Genomic DNA, 14,092 nt, shown 5'->3' on the forward strand with positions numbered 1-14,092 from the left:
GGACCGGCGAATCCGCTGCAATGACCTGTGGCGAGAGGAAGCCACTTCTAGCATCCCACCACGCACTTCCGAACCCATCGGACGCCCTGAAAAGAGACAAGACATGAACGACGACATCCTGATCTGCGAAGCCTTCGGCGCCGTTGCGCGCCTGACGCTGAACCGCCCGCGCGCCATGAACGCGATGAACCTCGCGACGCTGGCGCAGCTCGAGCGCCGACTAGCCGAGTTCGCGGCCAACGACGAGATCCGCGTGCTGGTGCTGACCGGCAACGGCCCGGCCTTCTGCGCCGGCGCGGACCTGAAGGAGGTGCTGGCCGGCGCCGATCTCGCGCCCGGCGAGGCGGACTTCCTGGACCGCGCCAACCTGGTGTTCGGCCAGCTGCGCGGCTTCCCAAAGCCGGTCATCGCGGCCCTCAACGGCGTGACCATGGCCGGTGGCCTCGAGCTCGCAATGTGCGCCGACATCGTGGTCGCGGCCGAGAGCGCCACGATCGCCGACGCGCATGCCAACTTCGGCGTCTACCCGGGCGCGGGCGGTGCCGCCCTCCTGCCGCGGCTGGTGCCGCTCAACATGGCGAGGTACCTGCTGTTCACGGGCAAGTCGCTCACGGCCGCCGAGATGAAGGCCTGTGGCCTCGTCTGCGAAGTGCATGCCGACGACGCCCTGGCCGAGGCCACGCTCGAACTGGCGCGCCACATCGCCAAGAAGAGCCCGATCGCGCTGCGACGCATGAAGGAGGTGGCGCGCGCCTCGGCCGACAAGACCGGCGCCGATGCGCTGCTGCACGAGCAGGTGATGCTGCGTCAGCACATGCGCACGGCCGACTTCCACGAGGGCCTGACGGCGTTCGCCGAGAAGCGGGCACCGAAGTTCACGGGCCGCTGAGGCGCCCGATCACCCCACAAGGAGACCCAGAAAGTGAACAACATCTACGTGGTGGGCGTCGGCATGACGCCCTTCGGCCGTCTGCTCGAGCGCACGGTCTACGACATGGTTGAGGAGGCGGTGCTGCTGGCCGTGACCGACGCCGGTTGCACCCTCGGCGACATCGGCTCGGCGTTCTACTCCACCCTGACCAACGGCCAGTTTCAGGGCCAGACCGCGATTCCCGGGCCGATCGCGATGCGCCGCCTCGGCATCGAGGGCATTCCGGTCTTCAGCGTCGAGAACGCCTGCGCTTCGGGCTCCTCGGCCTTCAACCTCGCAACCATGGCCCTGCGCGCGGGCAGCTGCGACATCGCGCTCGCGGTCGGAGCCGAGAAGATGAACATCCCCGACAAGGCCAGGATGTTCGGCGCCTTCGACGGTGGCTGGGACGTCGCCACGGTAGAGCAGAACCGTGCCGCGCTGATGGCGATGGGACAGGCGATCGTGCCGCCGCCCGGCACCATGTCCGAGAAGCCCTACAGCGTCTTCATGGACGTCTACGCCGCCTTCTGCCGTCAGCACATGCAGGCCTACGGCACGACCCAGCGGCAGATCGCCGCGGTGGCGGCCAAGAACCACCAGCATTCGGTGCACAACCCGCTGTCGCAGTACCGCGAGCCCTGCAGCATCGAGCAGGTGCTGGCCGCGCCGCCGATCGCCTATCCGCTGACCCTGCCGATGTGCGCGCCGATCAGCGACGGCGCCGCCGCGGTCGTGCTCTGCAATGCCGAGGGCCTCAAGCGCATGACGGCCGAAGCCCATCGCGCGGTGCGCGTGCTGGCCAGCGTGGTGCAGACCGGCAGCACGCGCGGCATTGACGAGCCGCACAAGATCGTGGCCCATCTGGGCGCGAAAAAGGCCTATGAGCAGGCCGGCGTCTCGCCCGCCGACGTCGATGTTGCCGAGGTGCACGACGCCACCGCGATGGGCGAGATCCTCAATGCCGAGTCGCTGATGCTGGTGCCCTTCGGCGAAGCCGGCCCGGCGGCCGAGCGCGGCGACTTCACGATTGGCGGGCGGATCCCGATCAACCCCTCGGGCGGCCTCGAATCCAAGGGCCATCCGATCGGCGCCACGGGCCTGGGCCAGCTGCACGAGCTGGTCACGCAGCTGCGCGGCGAGGCCGGCACGCGCCAGGTCGAGGGCGCGCGCATCGCGATCCAGGAGAACGGCGGCGGCCTCTACGGCATCGAGGAAGCCGTGGTCGCGATCACGATCCTGGCCAAGCAGTAACCCACACACGGAGACATCATGGGACACGTCATCAGAACCGAAGAGCAGCAGGCCGCCGTTGACGGGCTGCAGCGCTTTCTCACCGCCGAGGTCGAACCGATCTTCAGCAAGGAGTACCGCGACACGCTGGTGCCAAAGCCGCTGATGGGCAAGCTCATGCGCGAGCTCTCGCGCTTCGGCTTGATCTCGGGCACGGTCGATGAGGCGCATGGCGGCATGGGCCTGGACTGGCTCACGATGATCATGCTGTTCGAGGAGGTCGCGACCACCTCGGCCGACCTCTCGGTGCCGGTGCTCATCAACTCCTTCGGCGCTTACATGCTGCAGCAGCTGGCGCCGCAGCACCTGCGCGAACGCTATCTGCCGGGCCTGGTGAGCGGCGAACTGTTCTGCAGCATCGGCATCTCGGAGCCCGACGTCGGCTCCAACGTGCTCGAGATCAAGACCCGCGCCCGCCGCGACGGCGACCACTATGTGCTCAACGGCGAGAAGACCTGGATCAGCAACGGCTCCTACTCCGACTTCCTGATCTGCACCTGCCGCACCGGCGACGACCCGCGCCGTGGCCTGACGCACTTCCTGCTCGACCGCAAGGAACACCCTTACGAGGTCCGCGACATTCACAAGATCGCCTGGAACAGCCAGTCGACCGCGCAGATCTTCCTCAATGACGTGCGCGTGCCGGCCACCCACATGATCGGCAACGAGGGCGAGGCGCTCAAGAACACGTTGTCCATGTTCGAGCGTTCGCGCGTCTTCGTGGCGGCGCAGGGCCTGGGCCTCGGCCGGCGCGCATTGGAAGAAGCGGTGCGCTATGCCACCGAGCGCAAGCAGCACGGCAAGGTGATCGCGGGCCACCAGCTGATCGCCGCCATGCTGGCCGAGATGGCAACCCAGGTCGATGCCTCGCGTCTGCTGGTCTACCGCGCCGCCGAGATGATCCAGGCCGGCGTGCCGGCCGAGATGGAAGCGGCGATGGCCAAGTACTTCGCTTGCGAAGCTGCGGTGACGGTGGCGCGCCAGGCGGTGCAGATCCACGGCGGCAACGGTGTCACACGCGAATTCCTGGTCGAGAAGCTGGCCCGCGAAGCCATCGTGGCGCCGATCCCCGAGGGCACGACGCAGATCCAGCAGCTGCTCATCGCCCGCGCCCTGACCGGCATCAACGCGTTCTAAGAACCCTCCACGGAGACCCATCATGCGTATCAAGGACAAGACCATCGTGATCACGGGCGGCGCCTCGGGCCTGGGCCTGGCGACCGCCGCCTACATGGTCAAGGAGAAGGGCGCGCGCGTCGCCATCCTCGACCTCAACCTCGAAGCTGGCCAGCAGGCCGTGGCCGAGCTCGGTGCCGAGCATGCGCTGTTCGTGCAGACCGACGTCGCCAGCGAGGAATCGGTGCAGGCCGCGGTCGATGCGGTGATGCAGCGCTTCGGCGCCATCCACATCTGCATCAACGGCGCCGCCATCGCCAGCGGCTTCAAGCTGCTCGGCAAAGAGGGCAGGGCAGCGCCGCTGGCGCGCTTCGCGCAGGCCACCGCGGTCAACATCAATGGCGTCTTCAACGTGATGTCGAAGTGCGCCGAGCAGATGGCCAGGAACGAGGCCGAGGTCGGAGAGGAACGCGGTGTCGTGATCAACGTCTCGTCGGGCGCCGCCTACGAGGGCCAGGTCGGCCAGACCGCTTATGCGGCGTCCAAGGCCGCCATCATCGGCATGAACATGCCGGCGGCGCGCGAACTCGGCGCCATCGGTGTACGGGTCAACGCGATCGCGCCGGGCCTGTTCCTGACCGCCATGGTCGCGGGCCTTGACGCCAGGGTGCTCGACTCGCTCAAGGAGCAGATGGAAGCGCCGCGCCGCCTCGGCGACATGCGCGAATTCGCCCATTGCTGCGCATTCATCGTCGAGAACGCCTATGTGAACGCCGAGACCATCCGCCTCGACGGCGCGGCCCGCCTGCGCGCCCGCTGAGCGGCTCCTTCCTTCCACAACCAGAGAACGAGAGACAAATCATGAGAATCGCCGACTATTTCGATGGCGCCGCGGCGCAATACCCGAGCAACCTGGCTTTTGTCGACGGCGCCACGCGCATCGACTTTGCCGAGGCGCAGCGCACCGCGCACGCGATCGCCCATGCACTGGTGCGCGAGAAGACCGCCGGTGCGGGCACGCACGTGGCGATCTACGCGCCCAACGATCACCGCGTGACGCTGCTGCACCTGGGCATCAACCTCGCCGACATGGCTTGGCTCTCCGTGCACATCAAGAACACCATCGAGACCAACGCCGAGGTGCTCGACTACTTCGATGCCGACATCGTCTTCTTCCACAGCCAGTTCGCAAGCTGTGTCCCGGTGCTCAAGGCCAGATTGTCGAAGGCCAAGCTCTACGTCTGCATCGACGCCGCCTCCGAGCACGGCATCTCGATGCAGGACTGGCTGGAAGGCTGTTGGACGCCGTTCCGCAACGCCTGCGAGACGCCCGACACCGTCGCCTTCTTGCAGCCCACCGGCGGCACCACGGGTCCGTCGAAAGGCGCGGTCCATACCCACCGCACGCTCGAGATGATGGGTCTTGCGCTGTCAAGCGAGTTCCCGGTCGGGCCCGAGTCGCGCCATCTGGTGATCGCGCCGCTCACGCATGCCGCCGGCCTGATCGTGCTGGGCTTCGCGGCCCGCGGCTGCGCCACCATCATCCTGCCGGGCTTCGATGCCGACACGATTTTCAACGCCATCGAGAAGGAGAAGGTCTCGCATCTGTTCCTGCCGCCGACCGCGGTCTATGCGCTGCTCGCCCACCCGCGCGCCAAGACGACCGATTTCTCCTCGCTGCGCTGCTTCATCGTCGGCGCCGCGCCGATCGCGCCCGAGAAGTTCAAGGAAGCGGTGCGCGTGTTTGGCCCGATCATGTACGAGGGCTTCGGCCAGACCGAGACCTTGATCCCGATCCTGGTCAAGCGCCCGTCCGACTACCTGCTGGCCGACGGCAGCTTCGACGAAGCCGCGGTGCGCGCGGCCGGCAAGCCGGTCGGCGTGGTGCGGGTTGGCATCATGGACGGCCAGGGCAACCTGCTGCCGGCCGGCGAGCGCGGCGAGGTCGTTGTGCGCTCCTCGATGTCGATGCAGGGCTACTACAAGAAGCCCGAGGAGACGGCCGAGGCCTCGACCTTTGGCTGGCACCACACCAGCGACGTCGGCGTAGCGGACGAGCGCGGCTTCGTGACCATCGTCGATCGGCTCAAGGACATGATCGTTTCGGGCGGATTCAACATCTACCCGGTGGAGATCGAGAAGACGATCCAGGACCATCCCGCGGTGCTCGACTGCATCGTGGTCGGCGTGCCCGACGACAAGTGGGGCGAGGCGGTCAAGGCCGTGGTCCAGCTCAAGCCTGGCCAGAAGCTCGAGGAAGCCGAGCTGATCGCGATCTGCAAGGCGCAGTTGGGCAGCACCAAGGCGCCGAAGTCGGTCGAGTTCTGGGACACGCTGCCGCGTAGCGCGGTGGGCAAGCTGCTCAAGAAGGACGTGCGCGCGAAGTTCTGGGGCGAGCAGTGGCGCTCGGTCTGAGCATGGACGTGGCCGCCGCGATGCGCGGCCGGCGCTCGGTGCGCGCCTTCCTGGCGACCCCGGTGCCGCAGGCCACGGTGGCCGAGATCCTCGCGCTGGCGGCCTGCGCGCCGAGCGGGACCAACATCCAGCCCTGGCAGGTGATCGCGTTGGCGGGCGGGGAGCGGCAGCGCCTGTGCGATCGCGCGCAGCAGGCCTTTCACCACGAAGCGGGGCAGCACGCGAGCGAGTACCCCTCTACCCGCCCGAATGGGTCGAGCCCTACCTGGGGCGCCGGCGCCGCAATGGCCTGGCGCTCTATGCGTCGCTCGGCATCGAGCGCGGCGACAAGGCCGCGATGCAGCGCCAGCATGCGCGCAACTTCGCCTTCTTCGATGCGCCCGTGGGGCTGATCTTCACCATCGACCGGCGCCTGACCCAGAGCAGTTGGGTCGACTACGGCATGTTCCTCCAGAACCTGATGCTGGCAGCGCGCGAGCGCGGCCTCGACACCTGTCCGCAGATGGCCTGGGCGATGCTGCCGAAGCTCTTGACCGAGCTGCTCGATATCCCGCCGCATCAGATGGTGGTGTGCGGCATGGCGCTGGGCCACGCCGACCGCGAGGCTCCCGAGAATGGGTGGCTGCCCGAGCGTGAGCCGGTGGAGTCGTTTGCGCAGTACCGGGGGTTTGCTCCTCGGCAAGAAGCCTGCGGCGTCTACTGAAGGAGCTGGACGCCGGTTGAGAACGCCGAAGGGTCCATTCCGCTGCCGCTGCAGTCTGGTGATCCACGGGTCGATGCTGATTGTCAGCAGCAGCTGCGGCGATGGGTCGACGAGCGACGAAACTGTGTGTGCTGTCTGGCGCTGCGATAGCGGCGGCGCAGGACTTGATCAACCAGTTTGCCGCTGATGTGCCATACAGTGGGCTGTCAGCGCTTCCTCCGCACCGCTCGAACGTGTGCTGGCCGAGATGCGTCGCTTCCCGCAGACGATTTGGATCCGTCCTGCCGATGCCTGCGTCGGCGGGTGAGATTGGGCGTTCGGAGGAGCCCCGTCGCCTCAGCTCGGATGAAGGTCGCCCAATCTGTGGGGAGCGGTCATTGCGACCGGAGACCGTGGGACCTCGATGAACGCAGAGCAATTGACACTGTGAGTACGGGCGTCCGGCGTGAGCGGCCGCGACCGCTGCGCAGCAGCCGTTGGTGCCATATGTCAGGGATCGGAGGCGTTCTCGGGCGAAGGTCGGAAACTCATGAGCGCTGAGGACTGGGTTTGCTTCGCGACCGGCAGGTGGTCGCTCGTCGGCACCCGGCCAGCCGCAGTGGCGCGATCAGCTCCCGGATTCGACTGGTGCCGTCGCTCGAACTGTTGCGCCGCACGACGGCGACCTTCCAGGAGACCGAGGTTGGCGAATGACTGCGCAGGGCTGACTTGCACCGCCGACCCAAGGGCGGCCATGGCCACCGCTTCGCGATCGCCGTCGCCATGCGCCGGCGCTCAGTTCAGGCGGAGTGCACCCGAAATGCGCGGCGGAAAGACGAACGGTTGTTTCGTGGGGTCGAGGTGGGTGTCATCGAGGCAGCCAGCGATGGTGCCGGGAGAAAATTGGTTTCGCACCGACAGTGCGAACTGCGCCACGCCTGCGCCGCAGCCGATGTCCTGATCGGCGGTGCCCGGCCACCGTACGAAGCCCCCCTCGACCCGGCCGAAGCGCACGTTGTTGTCGCGATCGAGCCAGTACCAACGTCCGCCGACGACTGTGACGCCGCTGCCGCCGATTCCGGCCACGCCGATGCGATCGATCTTTGCAGTCCAGCTACCGCCGTTGCCGTTCGTGGTCCAGGCACAGGTGGCAGGGTTGGGGACACCACCGTCACTGGAAAGGTTGTCGACGCCGGCGAAGGTCACGCCCTTGGTCAGCAGACCGCCGGCCACGTCGGTGCCGCGCGAGACCTCGTAGCCCGAAAGGCAGGTGTTGAGCGTACCTTGGGCGAACGCGATGCTTCCGCCGCTGAAAACGAGGACACCAGCCAGGACGGCGCTGCGGCAAGCGCTCTCATTTCGAACGAGTTCGGCGGTCATGATGTCACCTGTGCTCGGTCGGTATGCCGCCATGCACTCCTGCGCGCCGCAGCTCGCGAAGGTTGAAACCTGCTCTCTGCCTTGGCCGCGGCGGAGCGCTTGGTCGTTACCTTGACCGTTTGCACTGCCTCTTCGGGGAAGCTCATCGAACCAACGTAGGTGATCATGTCATCTCCTTCGGGTTTCCATGAGCGGCCGATGCGATCTGCCTTGAACCGACGCGGCCGCCTGACGTCGCTCAAGCTCGCTGACAGTAGTGCGACTTTCGAAGGTTCCTTGATGGAAGCCGACCTGGCGCGGAGGTGGAGGTGGCAAAAACCTCCAGTGGGAGAAGGGGTCGTGATGCTACGCGCTTCCGACGCAATGGCAAGGTGATCGGCTCCCTCCGCTCTCTAGCGGGGTGGGGTACGCCCGTGATCGCTTGTCGGTGTCAAGGCGGGGGGCGGGCATTAACAGTCAATGCAACGATCTGTCTGAGCTTCGCAGGCGGCATCAGGAAGCCGATAGACAGCGCTCGACACCCGACGTTCGTTGCCTGCTTTGAGTGCGTTCCTCTAATGCCGTGTAACGCCCGCTATTTCGCTTGTGTCGCCACTCCATGCGCCTCACACTTGGTCATGCTGCACTGCAGCAATCTGTCGCCCTCGTTCCTTTACCTCCAGAAAGCCCCCATGACTTCACTTGCTGTCGATACCACCGCTTCCATGCACACGATCTTCAGCCTCGCTGGCGAGGCTTTCAAAGGAGCGGAGACGCTCTCCTCGCTCAACCTGCAGACGCTCAAGACGCTGATGTCTGAAAGCGAGGAGGGCAGCCGACTCGCCGGTTCCACGGGCAGCCCGCTGGAACTGATGAGGCTGCAGGCGGCCATGTTGCAAGCCGCGCCGATCAAGGCATTGGCGTATGGGCGCCAAGTGCAGGAGGTCTTCGCCACGTTCGACACGGCGCGACGGGCCGCATACGAGGACAGCGTTGCCAGCGCACAGGCGAAACTGCTCGCCGCCATGAGCAGCTTCTTCGGGAACACTCCCAGTTCCGACAAGATTGTTTCGCTGACGCAGTCTGCCCTGGACACGTCGAACAAGGCCTACAAGCGCATGAACGACGCGACCAAACAGCTGTCCGAGACGGTGGCTGCCAATGTCACGAAAGCCAGCGAAACCGCCGCACAGGCCTCGTCCAGCGCATTGGCGAAGATTGAGACCTGATCTGGAAATCGGCGCTACCGTTCATTTGCGCGCAGAAGACATTCCGCTGCGTCGGGAGATCGCCATGAAAGCATCCGACCTCTTCGTCAAGGCGCTGGAGAACGAGGGCGTCGAACGGATCTTCGCCGTGCCCGGTGAAGAAAACCTCGACCTCGTCGAATCCTTGCGACGATCCAGCATCGAGCTCGTGCTCACACGGCATGAGCAATCTGCCGCCTTCATGGCGGCAACCCATGGGCGCCTGACCGGGCAGCCTGGTGTGTGCATGGCCACGCTCGGTCCCGGCGCGCTCAATCTGGTCACGGGCGCGGCCTATGCGCACCTGGGCGCGATGCCGATGGTCTTGATCACCGGCCAGAAGGCGATCATGACGGCACGCCAGGCGCGATTCCAGATCGTCGACATCGTCGCCACGATGAAGCCGTTGACGAAGGCATCGCGCCAGATCGTCAATGCCGCAAGCATTCCCACGGTGGTCCGCGATGCGTTCAGGGTCGCTGCCGAGGAGCGGCCCGGGCCGGTGCATCTCGAGCTGCCGGAAGACGTGGCCGCCGAGCAGGTGGCGCACGACGTGAACGTCGTCTCCGTTCACCCGATCGATCTGCCGGTGGCGCATGAAGCGGCCATTGAACGGGCTGCCGCCATGCTGATGCGGGCGAAGCGCCCGCTCGTCATGTTCGGCGCGGCAAGCAATCGCCCGCGGCTGCAAGGCCAGCTGGCCGACTTCGTGCGCCGCGTCGGCATTCCCTTCTTCAATACGCAGATGGGCAAGGGCACGGTCGCTGGCGGCGGCATCGCCGAAGGCAGGGCCGGCTTCTGGATGGGTACCGCCGCGCTCACGGAGCGCGACTATGTGCACGAAGCGATCGACCGGGCGGACCTGATCCTCGCCATCGGCCACGACACGATCGAGAAGCCGCCGTTCATCATGGGGCCCGACGGCCCGCTGGTGATTCATGTCGGTTTCATGCCGGCCGCCGTCGAGCAGGTGTACTTCCCGCATGCCGAGGTGGTGGGCGACGTCGGCCCGAGCCTCGCGCAGCTGGCCGATCGCGTCGAAGGCCGCCTGCCGAACGCCGGAGCCTTGCTGCCGCAGCGCGAGGGAATCCTCGCGCGCACGATGAGCCGCGCCACCGAATCGCGCTATCCGCTGACGCCGCAGCGCATCGTCCATGACGTGCGCCAAGTCATGCCCGACGACGGCATCGTCGCGCTCGACAACGGCATGTACAAGATCTGGTTCGCACGCTGCTATCCCACGCGCACCGCGAATGCACTGCTGCTCGACAATGCGTTGGCGACCATGGGCGCCGGCCTGCCATCGGCCATGATGGCCGCGCTGCTTCATCCGAGGCGCCGGGTCCTGGCGGTGTGCGGTGACGGCGGCTTCATGATGAATTCGCAGGAGCTCGAGACTGCCATCCGACTCAAGCTCGACCTCGTGGTGCTGATCATCGAGGACAACGCGTACGGAATGATCCGCTGGAAGCAGTCGGTCGACCAGTTCACCGACTGGGGCATGACCTTCGGCAATCCCGATTTCGTGAAGTACGCCGACGCCTACGGTGCCAAGGGGCGCCGCGTCGAGACCGCAGAAGGACTGGCGCCCGCGCTCGAAGCGGCCTTCTCCGAAGGCGGAGTGCAGATCGTCGCCGTGCCGATCGACTATTCGGAGAACAGCCGGGTGCTGGTCGACGAATTGCGCAATCGTGTCGCAGCAATCGCCGCCCAACCGGGGACACTCACGTGAAGATCAAGGCCGCCGTACTTCCGCAGATGGCCGCTGTGCCGCCCTACGCATCGTCCAGGCCGCTCGTCATCGAAACGGTCGACCTGGCGCCCCCGGGGCCGGGCGAGGTGCTGATCAAGGTGAGTGCCGCGGGCCTGTGCCATTCGGACCTCTCTGTCATCAATGGCGATCGTCCGCGGCCGATGCCGATGGCATTGGGCCACGAGGCTGCCGGCGTGGTCCAAAGCCTCGGCGACGGGGTCACCGATCTGAAGGCCGGCGACCATGTGGTCGTGGTGTTCGTGCCGAGCTGCGGCCATTGCCCGCCTTGCGCAGAGGGCCGGCCGGCCTTGTGCGAGCCAGGTGCAGCCGCCAACGGCGCCGGCACGCTCCTGTCCGGCGCACGGCGCATTTCCCATGTTGGACAGGTCCTCCACCATCATCTCGGCTGCTCCGTGTTTGCCGAGTACGCGACCGTCTCTCGTCATTCGCTCGTCAAGATCGATAGCGCGGTGGCGCTCGACGAAGCGGCGCTCTTCGGCTGCGCGGTCCTCACCGGCGTCGGCGCGGTTGTCAACACGGCGCAGGTTCCCCTGGGCGCATCGGTGGCGGTCGTCGGCCTGGGCGGGGTCGGCCTCGCCGCGCTGATCGGCGCGCAGTGCGCCGGCGCGCGGCAGATCATCGCCGTAGACCTCTCGGACGACAAACTGGCGCAGGCTCGCGCACTGGGCGCCACGCACACGGTCAACGCGGGGCAGGGCGATGCGCTTGCGCAGGTTCGAGAGCTCAGCGCGGGTGGCGTCGAATACGCCTTCGAGTTCGCCGGGTCCATCCCGGCGCTCGACCTGGCTTACCGGATCACCCGGCGCGGCGGCACCACCGTCACGGCGGGTCTGCCGCCGTCGACGGCGACCCTGCCCCTGGCGGCCGTCAATCTCGTGGCGGAAGAGCGCACGCTCAAAGGCAGCTACATCGGAACCTGTGTCCCTTCGCGCGATGTCCCTCGCTACATGGCACTGTACCGCCAGGGGCGGCTGCCGGTCGACAAGCTGCTCACCGGCCGTATCGCGCTCGAGGACATCAACCACGGCTTCGATCTTCTGCGCGAAGGGAAGGCCATCCGGCAGGTCATCGTGTTCGACTGAAGGACGTCATGAACCGGAACAAGATCGTCAGCGCCGACGAGGCCATCGCGCTGATCCGAGATGGTGACAGTGTGAGTTGCTCCGGCTTTGTGGGGATCGGAACGCCGGAGGAACTGATCGTCGCCCTGGAAAGGCGCTTTCTGGCGACGCAGGGCCCGTGTGAGCTGACGCTGGTCTTCGCGGCCGCGCCGGGGGACGGCAAGACACGCGGTGTCAACAGGCTGGCCCATGAGGGCCTGGTCGGGCGCGCCGTCGGCGGCCATTGGGCGCTGGTGCCGAAGCTCGCCAAACTGGCCACCGACAACCTGATCGAGGCCTACAACCTGCCGCTGGGCACCATCTCGCACCTGTACCGCGACGCCGCTGCGCACCGCGCCGGCACCCTGAGCAAGGTGGGACTCGGTACCTTCGTCGACCCGCGGCAAGGCGGCGGACGCATCAATCAGCGCACCCGGGAGGAACTGGTGCGGGTCATGGAGATCGACGGCGAGGAATGGCTCTTCTACAAGGCCTTTCCGATCAATGTGGCGCTGATCCGGGGTACCACCGCCGACCCGCTGGGTAACATCACAATGGAGCACGAAGCGTTGTTGCTCGATGCGCAAGCGGCCGCCATGGCGGCGCGCAACGCCAACGGCCTGGTCATTGCGCAGGTCGAGCGCATCGCTGCCGCCGGCACGCTCGACCCGCGAAGCGTGGTCGTTCCGGGGGTCCTGGTCGACTGCGTGGTGGTGGCGTCGCCGGCGCTGCATCAGCAGACCTACGGCACCGCCTACAACGCCGCCTTCTCCGGCGAGATGCGGGTGCCGGCCAACAGGATCGCCGTGGCGGTGCTGGACGAGCGCAAACTCATTGCGCGGCGCTGTGCCTTCGAACTGCCGCTGGGAGGCGTCATCAACCTCGGCATCGGGGTGCCGGAGGTGCTCGGCGCCGTGGCCGCCGAGGAGCGCGTGCTCGATCACCTGACCCTGACGGCAGAACCCGGCGTCATCGGCGGGATGCCGAGCGGCGGACTCGATTTCGGCGCCGCCATCAACACGCAGGCGCTGCTTCACCAGAATCAGCAGTTCGACTTCTACGATGGCGGCGGCCTCGACCTGGCCTGCCTCGGCATGGCACAGGTCGATCGCACCGGGAGCGTCAACGTCAGCCGCTTCGGCAGCCGGCTTGCCGGCGCCGGCGGCTTCATCAACATCAGCCAGAACGCGCGCCGCGTGGTCTTCGCCGGCACTTTCACGGCGGGCGGCCTCGAAGTCGCCATCGAAGACGGAAGGCTGCGCATCGTGAACGAAGGCGCCGCTTCGAAGTTCGTCGCAGCGGTCGAGCAGATCACGTTCAGCGGCCCCCAGGCCGTCAGCAAGCATCAGTCGGTGCACTACGTGACCGAACGCTGCGTGTTCAGGCTGCAGCCGGGCGGACTGGAGTTGACCGAGGTGGCGCCCGGCATCGACATCGACCGGGACATCTTGGCGCACATGGGATTCCAGCCTTTGATCGAGCAGGTCGAACGCATGGATGGCCGTCTTTACGGGGCCGGGCCGATGGGATTGTCGGCCGCACTGCTTGACCGCCAGTTGACCGAGCGGATCAGCTATGACAGCGAGCGGAACATCCTGTTCGTCAACTTCCAGGGGTATTCGATCCAGGACATGGACGATGTCGACTGCGTGCGCCGGGTGCTCGCTGCGCTGCACCGGAAAGCGGGCTGCAAGATGGCACTGGTCGCCAACTATGACGGCTTCCAGATTGATGAATCCCTGAGCGATTCGTACTTCGCAATGGTTGAGGAGCTGCATGCGCAGTACTACAGCACTGCGGCGCGATACACGACGAGCGCCTTCATGCGCCTGAAACTCGGCGCGTCGCTGTCCTCGCGTCGGGGCGCCGCCCATCTGTTCGAGACGCAGTCCGAAGCGATCGAGTTCCTGTTGCGCCGGCCTCACGTTCTGGCTGCCGGGATGCCTTGATTGGCGCCGGTTCGGGCGGATCTCCGCTCCGTCTGAGCAATGCGTGCAGCGCCGACCTTCGGATCGGGTCCGACTGCGTAGACAAGCGTGAGCTGCACCGACGATTTCCATCCAAACCTGACCCACGTAAGAACCCTAACCTGCTGCTTTGGTAGCAGGAGCACAGGAGTGATTGACGTGGCGACACTGGGTGTCATCAGACGTTAGGCATTGCGTGAGCAACCGTCCATTCGAGAGATAGCCCGGA

At 66.4% G+C, this 14,092-nt stretch carries 11 protein-coding genes and 1 pseudogene; 10 read left to right on the forward strand and 2 right to left on the reverse strand.

Going from position 1 to position 14,092, the window contains the following annotated elements; all coding sequences use genetic code 11:
* Positions 1 to 103: 103 nt before the first annotated feature.
* The 6 genes and pseudogenes from QTI45_RS33095 (at position 104) to QTI45_RS35570 (ending at position 6,437) form a co-directional block, all read left to right on the forward strand.
* Positions 104 to 889, forward strand: coding sequence for an enoyl-CoA hydratase/isomerase family protein (locus tag QTI45_RS33095; RefSeq protein WP_286657376.1), 786 nt, complete (start codon positions 104 to 106; stop codon positions 887 to 889).
* Positions 890 to 922: 33 nt separating this feature from the next.
* Positions 923 to 2,164: a thiolase family protein gene (locus QTI45_RS33100; protein WP_286657377.1), complete on the forward strand. Its 1,242-nt coding sequence runs from the start codon at positions 923 to 925 to the stop codon at positions 2,162 to 2,164.
* A gap of 18 nt (positions 2,165 to 2,182) precedes the next feature.
* The gene (locus QTI45_RS33105; RefSeq protein ID WP_286372385.1) at positions 2,183 to 3,340 is read left to right on the forward strand and encodes an acyl-CoA dehydrogenase family protein; all 1,158 of its coding nucleotides are present in this window, start codon (positions 2,183 to 2,185) and stop codon (positions 3,338 to 3,340) included.
* A 22-nt stretch (positions 3,341 to 3,362) separates the two neighbouring features.
* The gene (locus QTI45_RS33110) at positions 3,363 to 4,139 is read left to right on the forward strand and encodes an SDR family NAD(P)-dependent oxidoreductase (RefSeq protein ID WP_286657378.1); all 777 of its coding nucleotides are present in this window, start codon (positions 3,363 to 3,365) and stop codon (positions 4,137 to 4,139) included.
* A 41-nt stretch (positions 4,140 to 4,180) separates the two neighbouring features.
* The gene (locus QTI45_RS33115; RefSeq protein WP_286372387.1) at positions 4,181 to 5,734 is read left to right on the forward strand and encodes a class I adenylate-forming enzyme family protein; all 1,554 of its coding nucleotides are present in this window, start codon (positions 4,181 to 4,183) and stop codon (positions 5,732 to 5,734) included.
* 2 nt (positions 5,735 to 5,736) lie between these two features.
* Positions 5,737 to 6,437: pseudogene (locus QTI45_RS35570) on the forward strand (nitroreductase).
* Between the two features lie 774 nt (positions 6,438 to 7,211).
* On the opposite strand, the gene QTI45_RS33125 reads toward QTI45_RS35570, so the two are convergent.
* A complete protein-coding gene (locus tag QTI45_RS33125) occupies positions 7,212 to 7,796 on the reverse strand; it encodes a hypothetical protein (RefSeq protein WP_286657379.1) in 585 nt (194 codons plus the stop codon).
* Positions 7,793 to 7,963, reverse strand: coding sequence for a hypothetical protein (locus QTI45_RS33130; RefSeq protein ID WP_286657380.1), 171 nt, complete (start codon positions 7,961 to 7,963; stop codon positions 7,793 to 7,795). Before QTI45_RS33130 ends, QTI45_RS33125 begins: the two co-directional genes overlap by 4 nt.
* Before the next feature lie 504 nt (positions 7,964 to 8,467).
* Between QTI45_RS33130 and phaP the strand changes: the two genes are divergently transcribed.
* The 4 genes from phaP (at position 8,468) to QTI45_RS33150 (ending at position 13,845) form a co-directional block, all read left to right on the forward strand.
* Positions 8,468 to 9,004, forward strand: coding sequence for a TIGR01841 family phasin (phaP, locus tag QTI45_RS33135; protein ID WP_286372390.1), 537 nt, complete (start codon positions 8,468 to 8,470; stop codon positions 9,002 to 9,004).
* A gap of 64 nt (positions 9,005 to 9,068) precedes the next feature.
* Complete coding sequence (locus QTI45_RS33140; protein ID WP_286372391.1) at positions 9,069 to 10,754, forward strand: acetolactate synthase large subunit; 1,686 nt, start codon at positions 9,069 to 9,071, stop codon at positions 10,752 to 10,754.
* The gene (locus QTI45_RS33145) at positions 10,751 to 11,878 is read left to right on the forward strand and encodes a zinc-dependent alcohol dehydrogenase family protein (protein WP_286657381.1); all 1,128 of its coding nucleotides are present in this window, start codon (positions 10,751 to 10,753) and stop codon (positions 11,876 to 11,878) included. The genes QTI45_RS33140 and QTI45_RS33145 overlap by 4 nt, the downstream gene beginning before the upstream one ends.
* A gap of 8 nt (positions 11,879 to 11,886) precedes the next feature.
* Positions 11,887 to 13,845, forward strand: a complete 1,959-nt coding sequence (locus QTI45_RS33150) for an acyl CoA:acetate/3-ketoacid CoA transferase (protein ID WP_286372393.1) — start codon at positions 11,887 to 11,889, stop codon at positions 13,843 to 13,845.
* Positions 13,846 to 14,092: the final 247 nt, after the last annotated feature.

Source organism: Variovorax saccharolyticus, assembly GCF_030316765.1.
GTDB lineage: Bacteria > Pseudomonadota > Gammaproteobacteria > Burkholderiales > Burkholderiaceae_C > Variovorax > Variovorax saccharolyticus.